The sequence below is a fragment of the Shewanella sp. Isolate13 genome (assembly GCF_022398325.1).
Classification (GTDB): Bacteria; Pseudomonadota; Gammaproteobacteria; order Enterobacterales; family Shewanellaceae; genus Shewanella.
Genome location: NZ_JAKEVD010000035.1, coordinates 1 through 15,414, shown reverse-complemented (window position 1 = coordinate 15,414; position 15,414 = coordinate 1). Strand labels below are relative to the sequence as shown.

The window sequence follows — 15,414 nt, the reverse complement described above, 5'->3', positions numbered from 1 at the left end:
TCAGCAATTCTCAATACTACCGCCTTTAACATTCTCAGCGCTGCGGCTTAAAAATCGACTTCGTAGGCCTCGATACTCACGCCAAAAGGCACTGCGGTTAGCACCCCCTTAACGCGATCCAACATAAAGAACTGCGGTAAATTAAAGTTCTCCCGAGTCAGCTGTGGATCCTCAAATGTATGAAAGTGACTCAGTTGATTGACTAATGCATTCACATCTATGCCCTCTTGCACATAGTGGTTCAGCTCATTCATCTCATCCAAGATAAACACATCCAGGCCTTGTTTTCTTTGACGCAAGAAATATTGAATCGCCCCCTTAGCCGCATAGTCTTGAATCACCGCCGGCAGCTTAGAAAAAGGCTCATCGCCTAAGGTTGGCCTAGGCAGTTCCAGTAGTTTGCGCTGAGAGAGTTGTTGATAAAAAGACTTAGCGTCACTTAAATTTTCGTAATGCATGCCACGGTTATTAAAAAACAACCCATAGCGTAGCCTTCCGACCTGCAATGCATAACCTAAAGTCGTTGAGCTTTGAGCCTGTCGACTCAGACGTACCGCCCGATATAATAAATCCTTCACAGTCCGCTCCGTCTGCGAACGTAATTTACTCGAGCAGCTAATCACCTCGACCGAGACCCTAGCACTCGCACGCTTCATCCCAGGGGTAACAAACGACAGCGCATCCAAGATACTCTTCTCTCCCTCAAAATGATGGCAATGCCACTCCCCCCAGCTATTGAGACTGATCACATCGATAGAGTCCACCATATTCTGATGACGTCGCCCAATGGAGAACACATTACTGTTCATATAGTCGACCATGATATCTTGCCCTGCCCAGCTCTCTGTCGGATCATTATTAAAGTTAAGCAGAAACACTAACTTGCGAAAATGCCAAGGCTGGTAAAGCGCCATCTTAGACACCTTGACCGATTCATTTACAATCAGTCCATCGAGTCGATTTGCCGCGTGGGTCAAATAGATGGATTTGCGCTTACTCTGACGCACTTCAAACCAGCGGGTTTTATCATCAGCCACCCCATTAAGGCTGGCCCAAACCAAGAGTTTAGCCTTACTCTTAGAGTGAAATACCGAGCTGTGCTCAAGGAAGTTTCTCGGCTCCGGTGAGCAGCGATACAGATAATAATACCCATCCTGAGAGCTGTAGATCACCGAGAGATACGGCTCTAAAATAGAACGACTCCAAAGGGAATTAAGCCGCATGATCTGGTGAGCGTCTTCACTAAAATAAGTGTGTAATTTACGGGTGAGTAACCCGAGTTCAGAAATCCGTAGGCTTTCGCTTAATCTATGGGTCGAGGCAAATTGCAATAAGGTACGATAACTGCCTAGCATCAACTCATTGAGCTGCTCGTTAAACCACTGCAATTGACCACAGTGCCAATCTTCACAGTTATCTAAGGTTTTGAGTAAGCTTTCAGACCAGTTCCAGTTACTCACCAGCTTTTTCATCTTGTAGTAACGCCAATCGACAGCTTTGTCACTCTGACTTAGCTTTACGCCACACTTTAGATAAAAACAACGGCGAGCAATTTCAAGCCTACGCCTGTCACCGCGACCTAACAGATAGGACTCTATCGATTCATAAAGCAGGTAATAGGCATCATTGTTGGAAGAGAAATCGCCTTGCAAGGTGCGTTGCCAAATTCGCTCACTCACCAAACGGGTATGGGGATACTCACTGGCGTAAGCTTCAAGAAGGAGCACTTTTAGTAGTGCCTTATGGGGTTTTTCAACGCCCTTATATAACTGCCAAAGTGAGGCACCGAAATACTCACTGGCTGGCAATGCGCTTGCATCACCTAAGGATAATAACTTTGAAGACTTATCTGCATTGGGCCACCACGCAATAGGCTTACCCGCTAAGCGAAACTGGCTACGATAAAACTCCTCCAGTAATAACCAGTGCTGAGCACTGCCACTGTGCTCGTGTCCCATGCAGTTATAGGGATCGACTTGCTCGGTTTGCCCTTTAATAAACTGATCCGGATGCACAAGATAGATATTGACTTCAAAATCAAACTTGGCAAACCACTGGCTCAGTAAGACCGCCTTACTTACCAGCAATTCGCATTGACTCTTGCTTAACAAATCACTGTGAACCAGCCAAACATCGACATCACTCTGGGGATTTTGTCCAAAGCTGGCGGTACTGCCCATGCTATAAACCCCCTCAATTAAGGGAATATCGGCAGTGTCTGCAGTCGATAGATCTATCTCAAGGGTTTCACAGGCATCGGTTGTATCGGCCTCGATATGATAATCCACAACCCCACTTGGAGTGAAAGGACCATTATAGCCAGGTAGCTTAGGGGCGTGGTAATGCAAGAGAACAGGGATAAGCCGAAGAAGATGACGCTTTAATGGCGACAGCAATGCTATCGCTCTAGCGTACCTGATAATGTCTAATCGCTCGGCGGCATGCTGAAGCTTATCAAGCTCTTCTGACAAATTATTCCACCTTAGAAAGATAAATCACTCCCCCCTAATGTATACGTCAAACCGATCGGCAGCAAGCTATTGTGATCACGATCACACTTATTATCAATTTAGAATAGGGTAGACTTCAAAGAATCGGCAGCAGAGCGTTACATCTGTAATCGGGCAGTGTTAGCATTGACGCAAATAAGTTCTAAGATGGAATATCGTGCATGTCTCAAAATCTGATCCGTATCGCAACACGTAAGAGCCCTCTTGCCATGTGGCAAGCCGAATTTGTGAAAGCTGAACTGGAAAAAATCCACGAAGGCCTCACTGTTGAATTGCTACCAATGAGCACTAAAGGTGACATCATCTTAGATACGCCCCTAGCTAAAGTAGGCGGTAAAGGTTTGTTTGTTAAAGAACTTGAAGTCGCAATGCTAGAAGGCCAAGCAGATATCGCAGTTCACTCGATGAAAGATGTACCAGTTGAATTCCCTGAAGGTCTAGGCCTTGAAGTGATCTGTGAGCGTGAAGATCCACGTGATGCATTCGTATCGAATACCTATAAGACAATCGAAGAGTTGCCACAAGGCGCAGTTGTCGGTACCTCTAGCCTACGTCGTCAGTGCCAAATTCGCGCTGCACGTCCAGATCTTGTTATCAAAGATCTGCGTGGTAACGTTGGCACCCGTCTAGCAAAACTTGATGCTGGTAACTATGATGCCATCATTCTTGCTGCAGCGGGTCTTAAGCGCCTAAAACTTGAAGAAAGAATCGCTAGCTTTATCTCTGCAGAACAATCACTACCAGCAAACGGCCAAGGCGCTGTAGGTATCGAGTGTCGTACAGATGATGCTCGTGTTAAAGCACTGCTTGCGCCACTTGAGCATGCTGAAACTCGTATGCGTGTAATTGCAGAACGTGCCATGAACACTCGTCTTGAAGGCGGTTGTCAGGTACCTATCGGTGCTTATGCTGAAATCGACGGCGACACATTAAACCTTCGCGGTCTAGTGGGTAACCCTGATGGTAGCCAAATCATCACTGGCACAACCTCTGGTAGCACTGCCGATGCCGAGAAGTTAGGCGTTGCACTAGCAGAAGAGCTACTAAGCAAGGGTGCTAAAACCATTCTTGACGCTGTTTACGCGAACGCGTAACACCTAGATGAAAGTCTTACTGACGCGCCCAGAAGGGCGCAATCAGTTGATGGCAGAGGCGTTGACTCAACGCAACGTCTCTTACTTCATCACGCCCCTACTTAACGTTCAGCCCACCTCTAATCTTAATGCTAACCAAATAGATACTCTGCTCAATCGAGCCGACATTATCATTTTTATTAGCACCAATGCCGTTGCCTTTGCTACTCAAGCAATCGATAACCAATGGCCTAGTTCGGCGCAATATTTTGCCGTCGGCGATGCCACGCATGCCGCACTAAAACAATTGGGCATAAATGCCCAAAAAGCACCGGAAGATTGCCAACAAACTGAAGGGTTACTGACTCTGCCCACATTAGCCGATGTGACAGGCAAACAAGTCATTATTGTCAGAGGTCAAGGCGGTCGGGAAGATTTAGCCTCAGAGCTCATCAATAGGGGGGCCCAGCTTAGCTATTGGGAAGTCTACAAACGGGGCTGCCCAACGCTTGATAGCGCAAACCTTTGCCAACAATGGCAAAGCTTTGGTATTGACACTATTATCATTACCAGCGGCGAAATACTCGATAACCTAGTTAAAACAGTACCAAAAGAGCTATTTGCTTGGCTGCAAACTTGTCATATTATAGTCCCTAGCCCCCGAGTATTTGAAAAGGCAAAGGCCTATGGTCTTATGCATGTCAGCAATGCGACGGCCGCTAACACTAATGCCATGTTAGCTGCGTTATCTTTAAACTAGTTCGCCGCTGACGTAAGTTCATACTCGCTATCACCGCAGCATCATAGCTTTCAAGGACTGTTTAATGGAAACCAAGAACACTGACGCCAGCGCTTCAGAGCCAACAACTGAGCAAACTGTGGCGGCGCAGCCAGTTATCGACACTCAGTCAGAGTCACCAACCGCCTCTAACGAAAGCCCAGACTCTCACAAAAGCGCCGAGCAAGCACCGTCAGCTCAAGATACGCCCACACCTTGGGGACTTATCTTTACCCTATTCCTATTGCTGTTACTGACTTTTGCTACCACAGCTGGCGGCTATTACCTCTATCAACAGCTGCAAACTCAGCGAGCTGAAACAGTTGATCTGCAGCAAGAACTAAATCGTACGCTACAAACGGTATTGGTTGAACCGAATCAGCGCATCTCTTCTCTTGAGCAGCAACAGAACCAATTTAAATCGAGCGTTGATTTAGCCATGGCGCGAACACTCGAACAACAGACTCAGCTTGAAGAACGCGTATCGATTATTGCCCAGCGTAATCCAAACCACTGGCGTGCTGAAGAGGCAAAGTATCTGGTTAGGCTTGCAGGGCAGAAGCTCTGGTTAGAGAAAGATCCAAGCACTGCGACTAGCCTGTTAAAGGCGGCTGATGAGCGCATTAAATCGATGCGAGATCCCTCTTTAATGCCTTTAAGAAAGGCTCTTTCGAAAGATATTGCTGCCGTATCGGCGGTTAAGAACACAGATATTTCGGGTACCGTGCTCACCTTAGATACCATCATAGATAGTTTAGATAAACTGCCTTTGAATCGAGCCGAAACGCACTTTTCGGCCGATGAACTCGCCGATACAGAAGTGAGCGATTCACTCGGTGACTGGCAGTCTAATCTAGCGAAATCATGGCAGGCATTGATTGATGACTTCGTCATCGTCAGAAAACGTACCACGGATGCTGCACCTTTGCTTGAGCCCGACCAACAATGGTACTTAGTCGAAAATACCCGTAATAAACTACTACAGGCTCAACTAGCGCTTTATCGTCAAGATCAGGTTAATTATCGTAACTCCATCAAGCTGGCGAGAAAGTGGATCTATCAATACTTCGATCTTAAAGATCAGTTAACCATAGATACGCTTGCAACGCTAGATGCGTTAGAAACACTAAAAATTCAAACGACCAGCATTGACCGCTTCGAAGCGTCTAACCTACTGAATCAATTAGTCACCTACGGCAACTTGATGACAGAGGAGACGCAGTAATGGTTAGAGCTCTCGTCTATCTGATTATCATCTTGCTCGGGCTATGTATTAGTCCATTTCTTGTCGGCAGCAAAGGTTATCTGTACCTCGCAATTGGCGACTACCAAGTCGAAACCAGCATCGTATTTGCCGTCATTGCACTCATCATTTTTTATAGCTTATTGCAGCTAATTGAGTTTGTTGTCGTCTGGCTTTTAAACATGATACTCAGCAGCCGCTACCTCCCAGAAAGGTGGCGTAAAAAAGCGGCGAGAAAACACACCCTGCTTGGCGCGCTCGCGTTAGCAGAAGAAGATTGGCCAGCAGCAGAGAAAGCCATGGCCAAAGGAGCAGAGAAAGGTGAAATTCCAGCTCTGAATTTATTCGCTGCCGCTCGAGCCGCACATCATCAGAACAACACCCAAGCTCGTGATGAATACTTAGCCAAGGCACAACTCGAGCCGTTAGCCGAGAAAGCGGTGCGCACCAGCCGTACACGCTACTTATTGCAGCAAGGTGACTTAGCTGCTGCGAGAGAAGAATTAAATAAGCTCAACCCAACCAGCAAGAGTAAGTTGCCGGTACTAAAGCTAGCCATTGAGCTGTACCAAGCTCAACAGGATTGGCAGGCACTTAAGTTACTGCTACCTATCGTGAATAAAAAGCATGTTCTAACCGATGAAGCGTTTCAAGCCTTATCCCTTAAAACCAATATGGCGCTGTTAACTGAAGCGAGCAAAGCTAACGATCAAGAGCTAGAGAAATGCTGGCATTGGCTAAGCCGAGCCGAGAGAAAACAAGCAGAGTATATTGCACAATATGCCATCGGCCTAAGCCGCTTCGAGCGTAAAGATGACGCGATAAAAATGCTTATCAAGCAGGTAAAAATATCGCCAAGCGCATCTATTTTTGAAGCCTTAGCTGAAGTCTTAACGCCGACAGATGTGGAAGCTAAAAAGCAGCTATTAGCATTAGAATCCCTGTATGAGAATAATCTCGACTACCAAGTCTGTTTAGCCAAGCTTTATCAACAAAACCATGATTACCACCAAGCTAAAATCTGGTGGCAGAAGGCTTGTTACCTAAAAGATGACGTATCCAGTTTGCATGCACTAGCCGATGCCCAAGAGCACTTAGGCGAACTCAACAGGGCACTACAAACCAGACGTAATGCGGCTAAACTTATTTAGCGCTTATACCTTTTTTAACTAAAGGTCGCCATTTCGGCGACCTTTTTTTATTTAGCTATAACAGCCAAACATTCATCTGCACCTAACTGATTGATTGCATTTCGGTTCATAGAACAAATCTCAGAATTAACTTAATTACTCCCTAGAACTTGACTTACCAGAATTTGACAACAGCCCAAAGCAGTTCAAAATTCATACTGCATGTACCTAAAATAATGACTAACGAAGTACAGCTAATCCTTTATTTAACTCATGGATGAGCGAGTTAGAGCACTTTATGATGGATACCTATATGCTTAAGCAGGACGCCACGATTGTTGAGCTGTCCGGCAATATCAATACAAAAAATAATCAGGGAGAAGAAGTAACACTTCGCCTTGGAGACACCTTAAAACAGAATATAACCTTTACGATTTCTGCAGGCACCACGTTCACATTACAGTACAGCGACGGCACCACAGCCAATCAAGATGACTTGGTTATCAGCCCAATTGCTACTGACAGTGACATTCAGCCAAGCGAAATGATAGAAACGGAACTCGATCCTGAAGTCGCAGCCTTACAGGAACAGATCCTCAGTGGCGAAGATCCAACTGCGAGCCTACCCGATACAGCAGCAGGTGACACGCCTCAAACAGCAAATGAAGGCGGCGGCTATATTGCCGTTAACCGAACGGGTGACGAAACCCTTGCCAACGCAGGACATGACACAGCAGGCTTTGTGCAAGTAGAGCTCCCTCCGATAGATGAGTTACCAGTTTTCTTAACAGAGTTTGCCCTTCCTCGACTCTCTGCACGTGCCGTCACCCTATACGAAAGGCATCTAGAACAAGGATCAGAGCCTCAAGCCGCACAGTTATCTCAGGCAGAAAGCGTATCGGTGAATGTTCAAGCGGGTATCCAATCCCTTAGTATTAACGGCGTAGCCGTTTTTAGTGATGGTAACTTTGTAGGACCAGTGTCTGTCACGACCCAATATGGTATCTTAACTATTAGTAGTTATGACTCTATCAATTCGGTATTAACCTACAGTTATACCTTAGTCGCTGCGCTCGACCATTCAGACTCAGATACCCTCTCTGAACTCTTCCTACTGCAGCTCACTGACAACCAAGGGGTACAAACCACAAGCTTAGTCACTGCCAACGTCGTTGATGACGCACCTAGCGGATTAGATGATAGTAACCAAATCAGCCAGAATGACTTAGATGGTGTAATAGGTAATGTGCTTGTAAACGACACTCTTGGTGCCGATTTAGCCGCTGTAACCCAAATAAGTAATAGCGAAAATAGCAGCAGTGATATTGCCGATAATACGATCATATCTGGAGTTTATGGCTCACTTATCATTTCCGCCGATGGTAGCTATAGCTACCAATTAAACAACCAGCTACCAGAGATACAAGCTCTTGCTTTGGGTGAGCAACTGTTAGAAACCTTTAACTATCAGCTAACCGATAGTGATGGCGACTTTGTATCTCAAGCCCTTAATATCACTATTACCGGGGAAAATGATGCCCCGGAGCTCACCTCCTCTCTCGAAGATGCCCAAGGTAACGTGATTGAAGCTGGCGTGCTCGTTGGCGGTAATATTGAAACGGCAGGGATAGCGCAAGCTAGCGGTATGCTAACGGCCAATGACGTAGATAATGGTGCCGTACTCACATGGAAACTTGATGATGATCCTGTGACGCCATATGGAATCTTCACTCTTAATGAATCTACGGGTGAATGGCTATTCACTTTAAATAACGAACTCGCTAATAGCTTGGCTTATGGCGATGAATTAACCGAAAGCTTTACCATCACTGTCACCGATGAGTATGGTTTATCGGATACCCAAGTGGTCACCATTACCATCACAGGTACCAACGACATGCCTGAGATCAGCTCCTCTGCCCAAGCGGCGGTGGGCGATGTGGTCGAAGCCGGTGTGCAGCCCGGTGGCAATACCCCTGAGCCCGGTACCTTAGTGGCCTCGGATACCTTAACCGCCGATGATATCGATAATGGTGCCATCTTAAGCTGGAGCGGTAATGCTGCAGGCACTTACGGTAACTTTGTTATCGACCCCAATACGGGGACTTGGGTCTATACCCTCAATGATAACGTGTGGGTGGATCAACTGGCGCTGGGCGATGTCGAGCAGGAGCAGTTCTTGGTGACCGTCACCGATGAACATGGCGCCTTCAGCACTCAGCTTGTGACCATTACCATCACAGGTACCAACGACATGCCTGAGATCAGCTCCTCTGCCCAAGCGGCGATGGGTGATGTGGTCGAAGCCGGTATGCAGCCCGGTGGCAATACACCTGAGCCCGGCACCTTAGTGGCCTCGGATACCTTAACCGCCGATGATATCGATAACGGTGCCATCTTAAGCTGGAGCGGTAACACCGCAGGCACTTACGGTAACTTTGTTATCGACCCCAACACGGGGACTTGGACCTACACTCTCATTGACAGCGTGTTAGTGGATCAACTGGCGCTTGGCGATGTGAAGCAGGAGCAGTTCTTGGTGACCGTCACCGATGAGTATGGTGCCTTCAGCACTCAGCTTGTGACCATTACCATCACAGGTACCAACGACATGCCTGAGATCACCTCCTCTGCCCAAGCGGCGATGGGCGATGTGGTCGAAGCCGGTGTGCAGCCCGGTGGCAATACCCCTGAGCCCGGTACCTTAGTGGCCTCGGATACCTTAACCGCCGATGATATCGATAATGGTGCCATCTTAAGCTGGAGCGGTAACGCTGCAGGCACTTACGGTAACTTTGTTATCGACCCCAACACGGGGACTTGGACTTATACCCTTAATGACAACGTGTTGGTAGATCAACTGGCGCTGGGCGATGTGAAGCAGGAGCAGTTCCTCGCCACCGTCACCGATGAACATGGCGCCTTCAGCACTCAATGGGTGACCATTATTATCACAGGTACCAACGACATGCCTGAGATCAGCTCCTCTGCCCAAGCGGCGATGGGCGATGTGGTCGAAGCCGGTGTGCAGCCTGGTGGTAATACGCCAGAGCCCGGCACCTTAGTGGCCTCGGATACCTTAACCGCCGATGATATCGATAACGGTGCCATCTTAAGCTGGAGCGGTAACGCCGCAGGCACTTACGGTAACTTTGTTATCGACCCCAATACGGGGACTTGGACCTACACCCTCAATGACAACGTGCTAGTGGATCAACTGGCGCTTGGCGATGTGAAGCAGGAGCAGTTCTTGGTGACCGTCACCGATGAGTATGGTGCCTTCAGCACTCAGCTTGTGACCATTACCATCACAGGTACCAACGACATGCCTGAGATCACCTCCTCTGCCCAAGCGGCGATGGGTGATGTGGTCGAAGCCGGTGTGCAGCCCGGTGGCAATACACCTGAGCCCGGCACCTTAGTGGCCTCGGATACCTTAACCGCCGATGATATCGATAATGGTGCCATCTTAAGCTGGAGCGGTAACGCCGCAGGCACTTACGGTAACTTTGTTATCGACCCCAACACGGGGACTTGGACCTACACCCTCAATGACAACGTGTTGGTGGATCAACTGGCGCTTGGCGATGTGAAGCAGGAGCAATTCTTGGTGACCGTCACCGATGAACATGGCGCCTTCAGCACTCAGCTTGTGACCATTACCATCACAGGTACCAACGACATGCCTGAGATCACCTCCTCTGCCCAAGCGGCGATGGGCGATGTGGTCGAAGCCGGTGTGCAGCCCGGTGGCAATACCCCTGAGCCCGGCACCTTAGTCGCCTCGGATACTTTAACCGCCGATGATATCGATAACGGTGCCATCTTAAGCTGGAGCGGTAACGCCGCAGGCACTTACGGTAACTTTGTTATCGACCCCAACACGGGGACTTGGACCTATACCCTCAATAACAATTTGCTAGTGGATCAACTGGCGCTTGGCGATGTGAAGCAGGAGCAGTTCTTGGTGACCGTCACCGATGAGCATGGCGCCTTCAGCACTCAGCTTGTGACCATTACCATCACAGGTACCAACGACATGCCTGAGATCAGCTCCTCTGCCCAAGCGGCGATGGGTGATGTGGTCGAAGCCGGTGTGCAGCCCGGTGGTAATACACCTGAGCCCGGCACCTTAGTGGCCTCGGATACCTTAACCGCCGATGATATCGATAATGGTGCCATCTTAAGCTGGAGCGGTAACGCCGCAGGCACTTACGGTAACTTTGTTATCGACTCTAATACGGGTACCTGGACCTACACCCTCAATGACAACGTGTTGGTGGATCAACTGGCGCTTGGCGATGTGAAGCAGGAGCAATTCTTGGTGACTGTCACCGATGAACATGGCGCCTTCAGCACTCAGCTTGTGACCATTACCATCACAGGTACTAATGATATTCCGGTACTTACAGTCGATACATCAGGAGAAGTAACCGAAGACCTAGATGTAGTTAATCAGTTAATCAGCGATACTGGTGCCCTTAGCTTTACCGATGTTGATACTGGCGACACGGCTTCGGTAAGCTCTGATTACAATGGAGATATTAGCTGGAGTGGTGGCGACTTGAGCCTGATTCTAACTCAAGCGCAAATAGATCAAATTGTAAACGGATTCTCAGCCGATCAAGATAGTTGGGATTTCAGTGTCACCAATGACCTAATCCAATTCCTCGGAGTCTCCGAGTCTATTAGTCTTAGCTTTGATGTCACCGTCACCGATGCGAATGGTGCGTATGATACAGAGAAAGTCACGATTACAATTAATGGTGTTAACGATGCTATAGAAGGTGAGTTTGCCAAAGAAATATGGGTTCCTGCGTCCCTTAACGAGATCACAGATCCATATTTAAGCGGTTATCCGTTATTAATTGCGATGCCTACGGACATTGATGCAAATGACAGCGTAACTGTATCTAACCTAGCCATGACGCTACTAACGCAGGGGTTAGATCCAGATGTAGAACTGGGAAGTGTTTACTATATGGCAGATGGTGACAATACTCTCACCATAATCGACTTTAATTCCCCACCAATACTCAGTGCAACTGAGATAGAAACCTTAGTATATGTTCCAGGGGATAACGGCGAGGTCGATTATCAAATGGACTTAGCCTTCACATTCCAAATCAACTCTGGTAGTGACTCTATTGATGGTGAGTTTATTATTCACTCTGTGCCAGCGAATGGTTTGGCTAGCCAAACCGTACAAATCGGTGATGGTTCGAGCCCGCTAAACTCAGGTAATGATCAAGATGCTGATTTAGTGATTACAGAGTTGTTTGCCAACGCCCTCAACTCAGATCCAGCCAGCGGTTCATTACTATTATTTACTGACTTTCAACAGACTCCTGTAAATATTCCCGTCCCCATTAACGAGCGAGGTGCTAATACCAACGCAGGGGCAGCCCGAGAGATGGAGGTCTCTGCAAGGCTAACTATCGGCACAGCCATCTTTGAAGTTATTCCTGAAAACGATGGTGACGGTATCATCACTTGGTCTTATGACGCTGACTCTGGACTAATGAAAGCTGAAATAGACTATTCAGCAATCTTTCTTCTCGACGCAAACGGCGATCCAACCACGACCTCTTTAGCCGATTACATTATGGCAAACCCTGTCGCTGCAGATGATATGTGGCGAATAACCTATCTCGATAACAATGGAGGTAATTTCCAAGCAAGATTTGTCGAAGCGGTGTTCACCCATGAGCAAATAGCCGATGACTCCATTACTATCGTTGGCAGCGACAATATCAATAATCTAATCTTTGGTAGTACCAATAACGACTTATTAACTGGCGCAAATCTAGATGATCGTATTTTCGGGCGCGAAGATAACGATATATTAAGAGGTTTAGCAGGTAATGATGAGCTTGTTGGCGGTTCTGGTAATGATGATATTGAAGGCGGTGACGGCAATGATTTCGTAATCGGAGGGATCGGAGACGACACTCTTGATGGTGGAATTGGTCGAGATTACCTATCTGGTGGACAGGGCAATGATAGCTTGGATGGTGGTTCACTAAACGGTAGCGATGATGGTGAACAAGACTTCTTTGTTTGGGAGTCAGACACTGCCGATGGAAGCACTGATACTGTATTTAACTTTAATCCTGACATCGATGTTCTTGACCTATCCGAGTTACTTATAGGTGAAGAGAACGGAAGCTTAGAAGATTTCCTATCGTTTAGCTTCAGCGGCGGCAATACCACAATAACTGTCGATGCAGATGGGCTAGGTTCAGGCACAAGCAGTGTCATGATTGTTCTCGATGGAGTTGATTTATCAACTATCTATGGAACCAGTGATGCGAGCCTTATCATCGCAGAGTTAATTACGGATAAAGGCTTGCTCGTCGACCCAAATACGACGCCCTTTATCCCGCCATATGATCAAATTGATGACGGCTTAAACCTACCTTAATATCAGTCAAAAGTGCGAACAACTCTATTAATTAGTAAGCACTTAAGCAAAGACCACTATATATAGTGGTCTTTGCCTTATTTTATTCTCTCTCCCACTTCCCACCATCACAGCCTCAGCCAAACAATCCCAAAACAAAGCGTCAATAAATTGACCAAAATCAACACAGTGTGTAACATAAACCAATTATGGGTTACTTAAATTTCGCATTTGCAACACTTTTGTTTTTGCAGGGAGCAGGGCAATGAAATCGATAATTACAGCGCAGGCTGGGCATATCCAAAATCTAAATGGTGTCGTTACCGCTAATATTAACGGTAGTGTAAAACAGCTTAGCCAAGGTCAATCTATTCCTGCTGGAACAAATATATCTGTTGCAGAAGACAGTTATGTTGAGATTTTATTGGATGATGGTAGCTCTCTATCGTCAGAGCCCACAAGTCCCCCCCTAAATATAAGTAATGCTTCTCTTACTCCTGAAGAGGAAGCATTAAGCGAAATTGAACAGATCCAAGCATTAATTGCTGCTGGTGAAGATCCAACTGAAGGCCCAGATACAGCTGCTGGTAACCAGGCGGGCAATGAAGGCGGCTCAAGTCATGTATCTATTGCCCGTAGTGGAACTGAAACTATTGCTAGTGCAGGTTTTGAGACCTCAGGGCAACCCCTCCCCCAAGCAGAAAACTTAAGTGACAATCTAAATGCGGAAGAAAGTAATACTTTTGATAGCCCGACAAATACCATAGATGACACTAATACTATTGATGAAGACACTGTTGCGACAGGTAACGTTTTAGGCAACGACTTTGACTCTGATAACGAGCTCTCTGTTACTAGTTTTGAAGTCAATGGTGAGACCTATACCGCGGGCATCACAGTCGAGCTAGAAGGTGGCGAACTGGTTATAAATGAAGATGGCTCTTACACCTTCACGCCTAATGACAACTGGAACGGCACAGTACCAGTCATCACCTACACTACCAATACGGGTGAGAGCGCAACACTGACACTTGAAGTGACTCCGGTTGATGATCCAAGCATCTTGGCTAACGACAGCAATACTATTGATGAAGACACTGTCGCCACTGGTAACGTATTAGATAACGACTCAGATATCGATAGCGGTCTCTTAGTTGTCAGCTTTGAAGTCAATGGTGAGACCTATACCGCGGGCAGCACAGTCGAGCTAGAAGGTGGCGAACTGGTTATAAATGAAGATGGCTCTTACACCTTCACGCCTAATGACAACTGGAATGGCACAGTACCAGTCATCACCTACACTACCAATACGGGTGAGAGCGCAACACTGACACTTGAAGTGACTCCGGTTGATGATCCAAGCATCTTGGCTAACGACAGCAATACTATTGATGAAGACACTGTCGCCACTGGTAACGTTTTAGACAACGACTCAGATATCGATAGCGATCTCTCAGTTGTCAGCTTTGAAGTCAATGGTGAGACCTATACAGCGGGCAGCACAGTCGAGCTAGAAGGTGGTTCATTAGTCATCAATGAAGATGGCTCTTACACCTTCACGCCTAATGACAACTGGAACGGCAGCGTACCAGTCATCACCTACACTACCAATACGGGTGAGAGCGCAACACTGACACTTGAAGTGACTCCGGTTGATGCTCCAAGCATCTTGGCTAACGACAGCAATACTATTGATGAAGACACTGTTGCGACAGGTAACGTATTAGATAACGACTCAGATATCGATAGCGATCTCTCAGTTGTCAGCTTTGAAGTCAATGGTGAGACCTATACTGCAGGCACCACGGTCGAACTCGAAGGTGGTTCATTAGTCATCAATGAAGATGGCTCTTACACCTTCACGCCTAATGACAACTGGAACGGCAGCGTACCAGTCATCACCTACACTACCAATACTAGCTCAAGTGCTACGCTCAGTATTGAAGTCAACCCGGCAAACGATGCGTTCACTGATGCCAGTGAGCTGGTTGAGATCGCAGAAGACAGTCCGCTGCATAACGGCGAYCTGTTAGAGGGCACCAGCAGTGTTGATGGCGAGGTATCCCTCACGAGCTTTACTGTTGATGGTGTAACTTACAGCTTCAGCGACAGCGTGACCAGCCACACCGTGACTCTCGATGCCGGAACCCTCATCATCAATCAAGATGGCACCTATAGCTTTGACTCGGCGGACAACTGGAACGGAACGGTTCCGACTGTTGACTACACCGTGTCTGATGGCGACAGCACTGACGACTCAAGCCTGAATATCACCCC

The 15,414-nt window shown here is 47.3% G+C and carries 7 protein-coding genes; 6 read left to right on the top strand and 1 reads right to left on the bottom strand.

Annotation, left to right across the window (positions count from 1 at the left end; all coding sequences use genetic code 11):
* Positions 1-47: 47 nt before the first annotated feature.
* Positions 48-2,471: a class I adenylate cyclase gene (locus L1D44_RS17820; protein ID WP_239892664.1), complete on the bottom strand. Its 2,424-nt coding sequence runs from the start codon at positions 2,469-2,471 to the stop codon at positions 48-50.
* Between the two features lie 200 nt (positions 2,472-2,671).
* Here L1D44_RS17820 and hemC point away from each other — a divergent pair, with 200 nt between their 5' ends.
* The 6 genes from hemC to L1D44_RS17790 form a co-directional block, all read left to right on the top strand.
* Positions 2,672-3,604: a hydroxymethylbilane synthase gene (gene hemC, locus L1D44_RS17815; RefSeq protein WP_239892663.1), complete on the top strand. Its 933-nt coding sequence runs from the start codon at positions 2,672-2,674 to the stop codon at positions 3,602-3,604.
* 7 nt (positions 3,605-3,611) lie between these two features.
* On the top strand, positions 3,612-4,343 hold the full coding sequence (locus L1D44_RS17810) for a uroporphyrinogen-III synthase (protein ID WP_239892662.1): 732 nt from the start codon (positions 3,612-3,614) through the stop codon (positions 4,341-4,343).
* A 64-nt stretch (positions 4,344-4,407) separates the two neighbouring features.
* Positions 4,408-5,586: a uroporphyrinogen-III C-methyltransferase gene (locus L1D44_RS17805; RefSeq protein WP_239892661.1), complete on the top strand. Its 1,179-nt coding sequence runs from the start codon at positions 4,408-4,410 to the stop codon at positions 5,584-5,586.
* Complete coding sequence (locus L1D44_RS17800; RefSeq protein WP_239892660.1) at positions 5,586-6,755, top strand: heme biosynthesis HemY N-terminal domain-containing protein; 1,170 nt, start codon at positions 5,586-5,588, stop codon at positions 6,753-6,755. The genes L1D44_RS17805 and L1D44_RS17800 overlap by 1 nt, the downstream gene beginning before the upstream one ends.
* A gap of 277 nt (positions 6,756-7,032) precedes the next feature.
* Positions 7,033-13,158: a retention module-containing protein gene (locus L1D44_RS17795; protein WP_239892659.1), complete on the top strand. Its 6,126-nt coding sequence runs from the start codon at positions 7,033-7,035 to the stop codon at positions 13,156-13,158.
* Between the two features lie 244 nt (positions 13,159-13,402).
* The coding region (locus L1D44_RS17790) for a retention module-containing protein (protein ID WP_239892658.1) at positions 13,403-15,414 on the top strand (2,012 nt) is incomplete at its 3' end.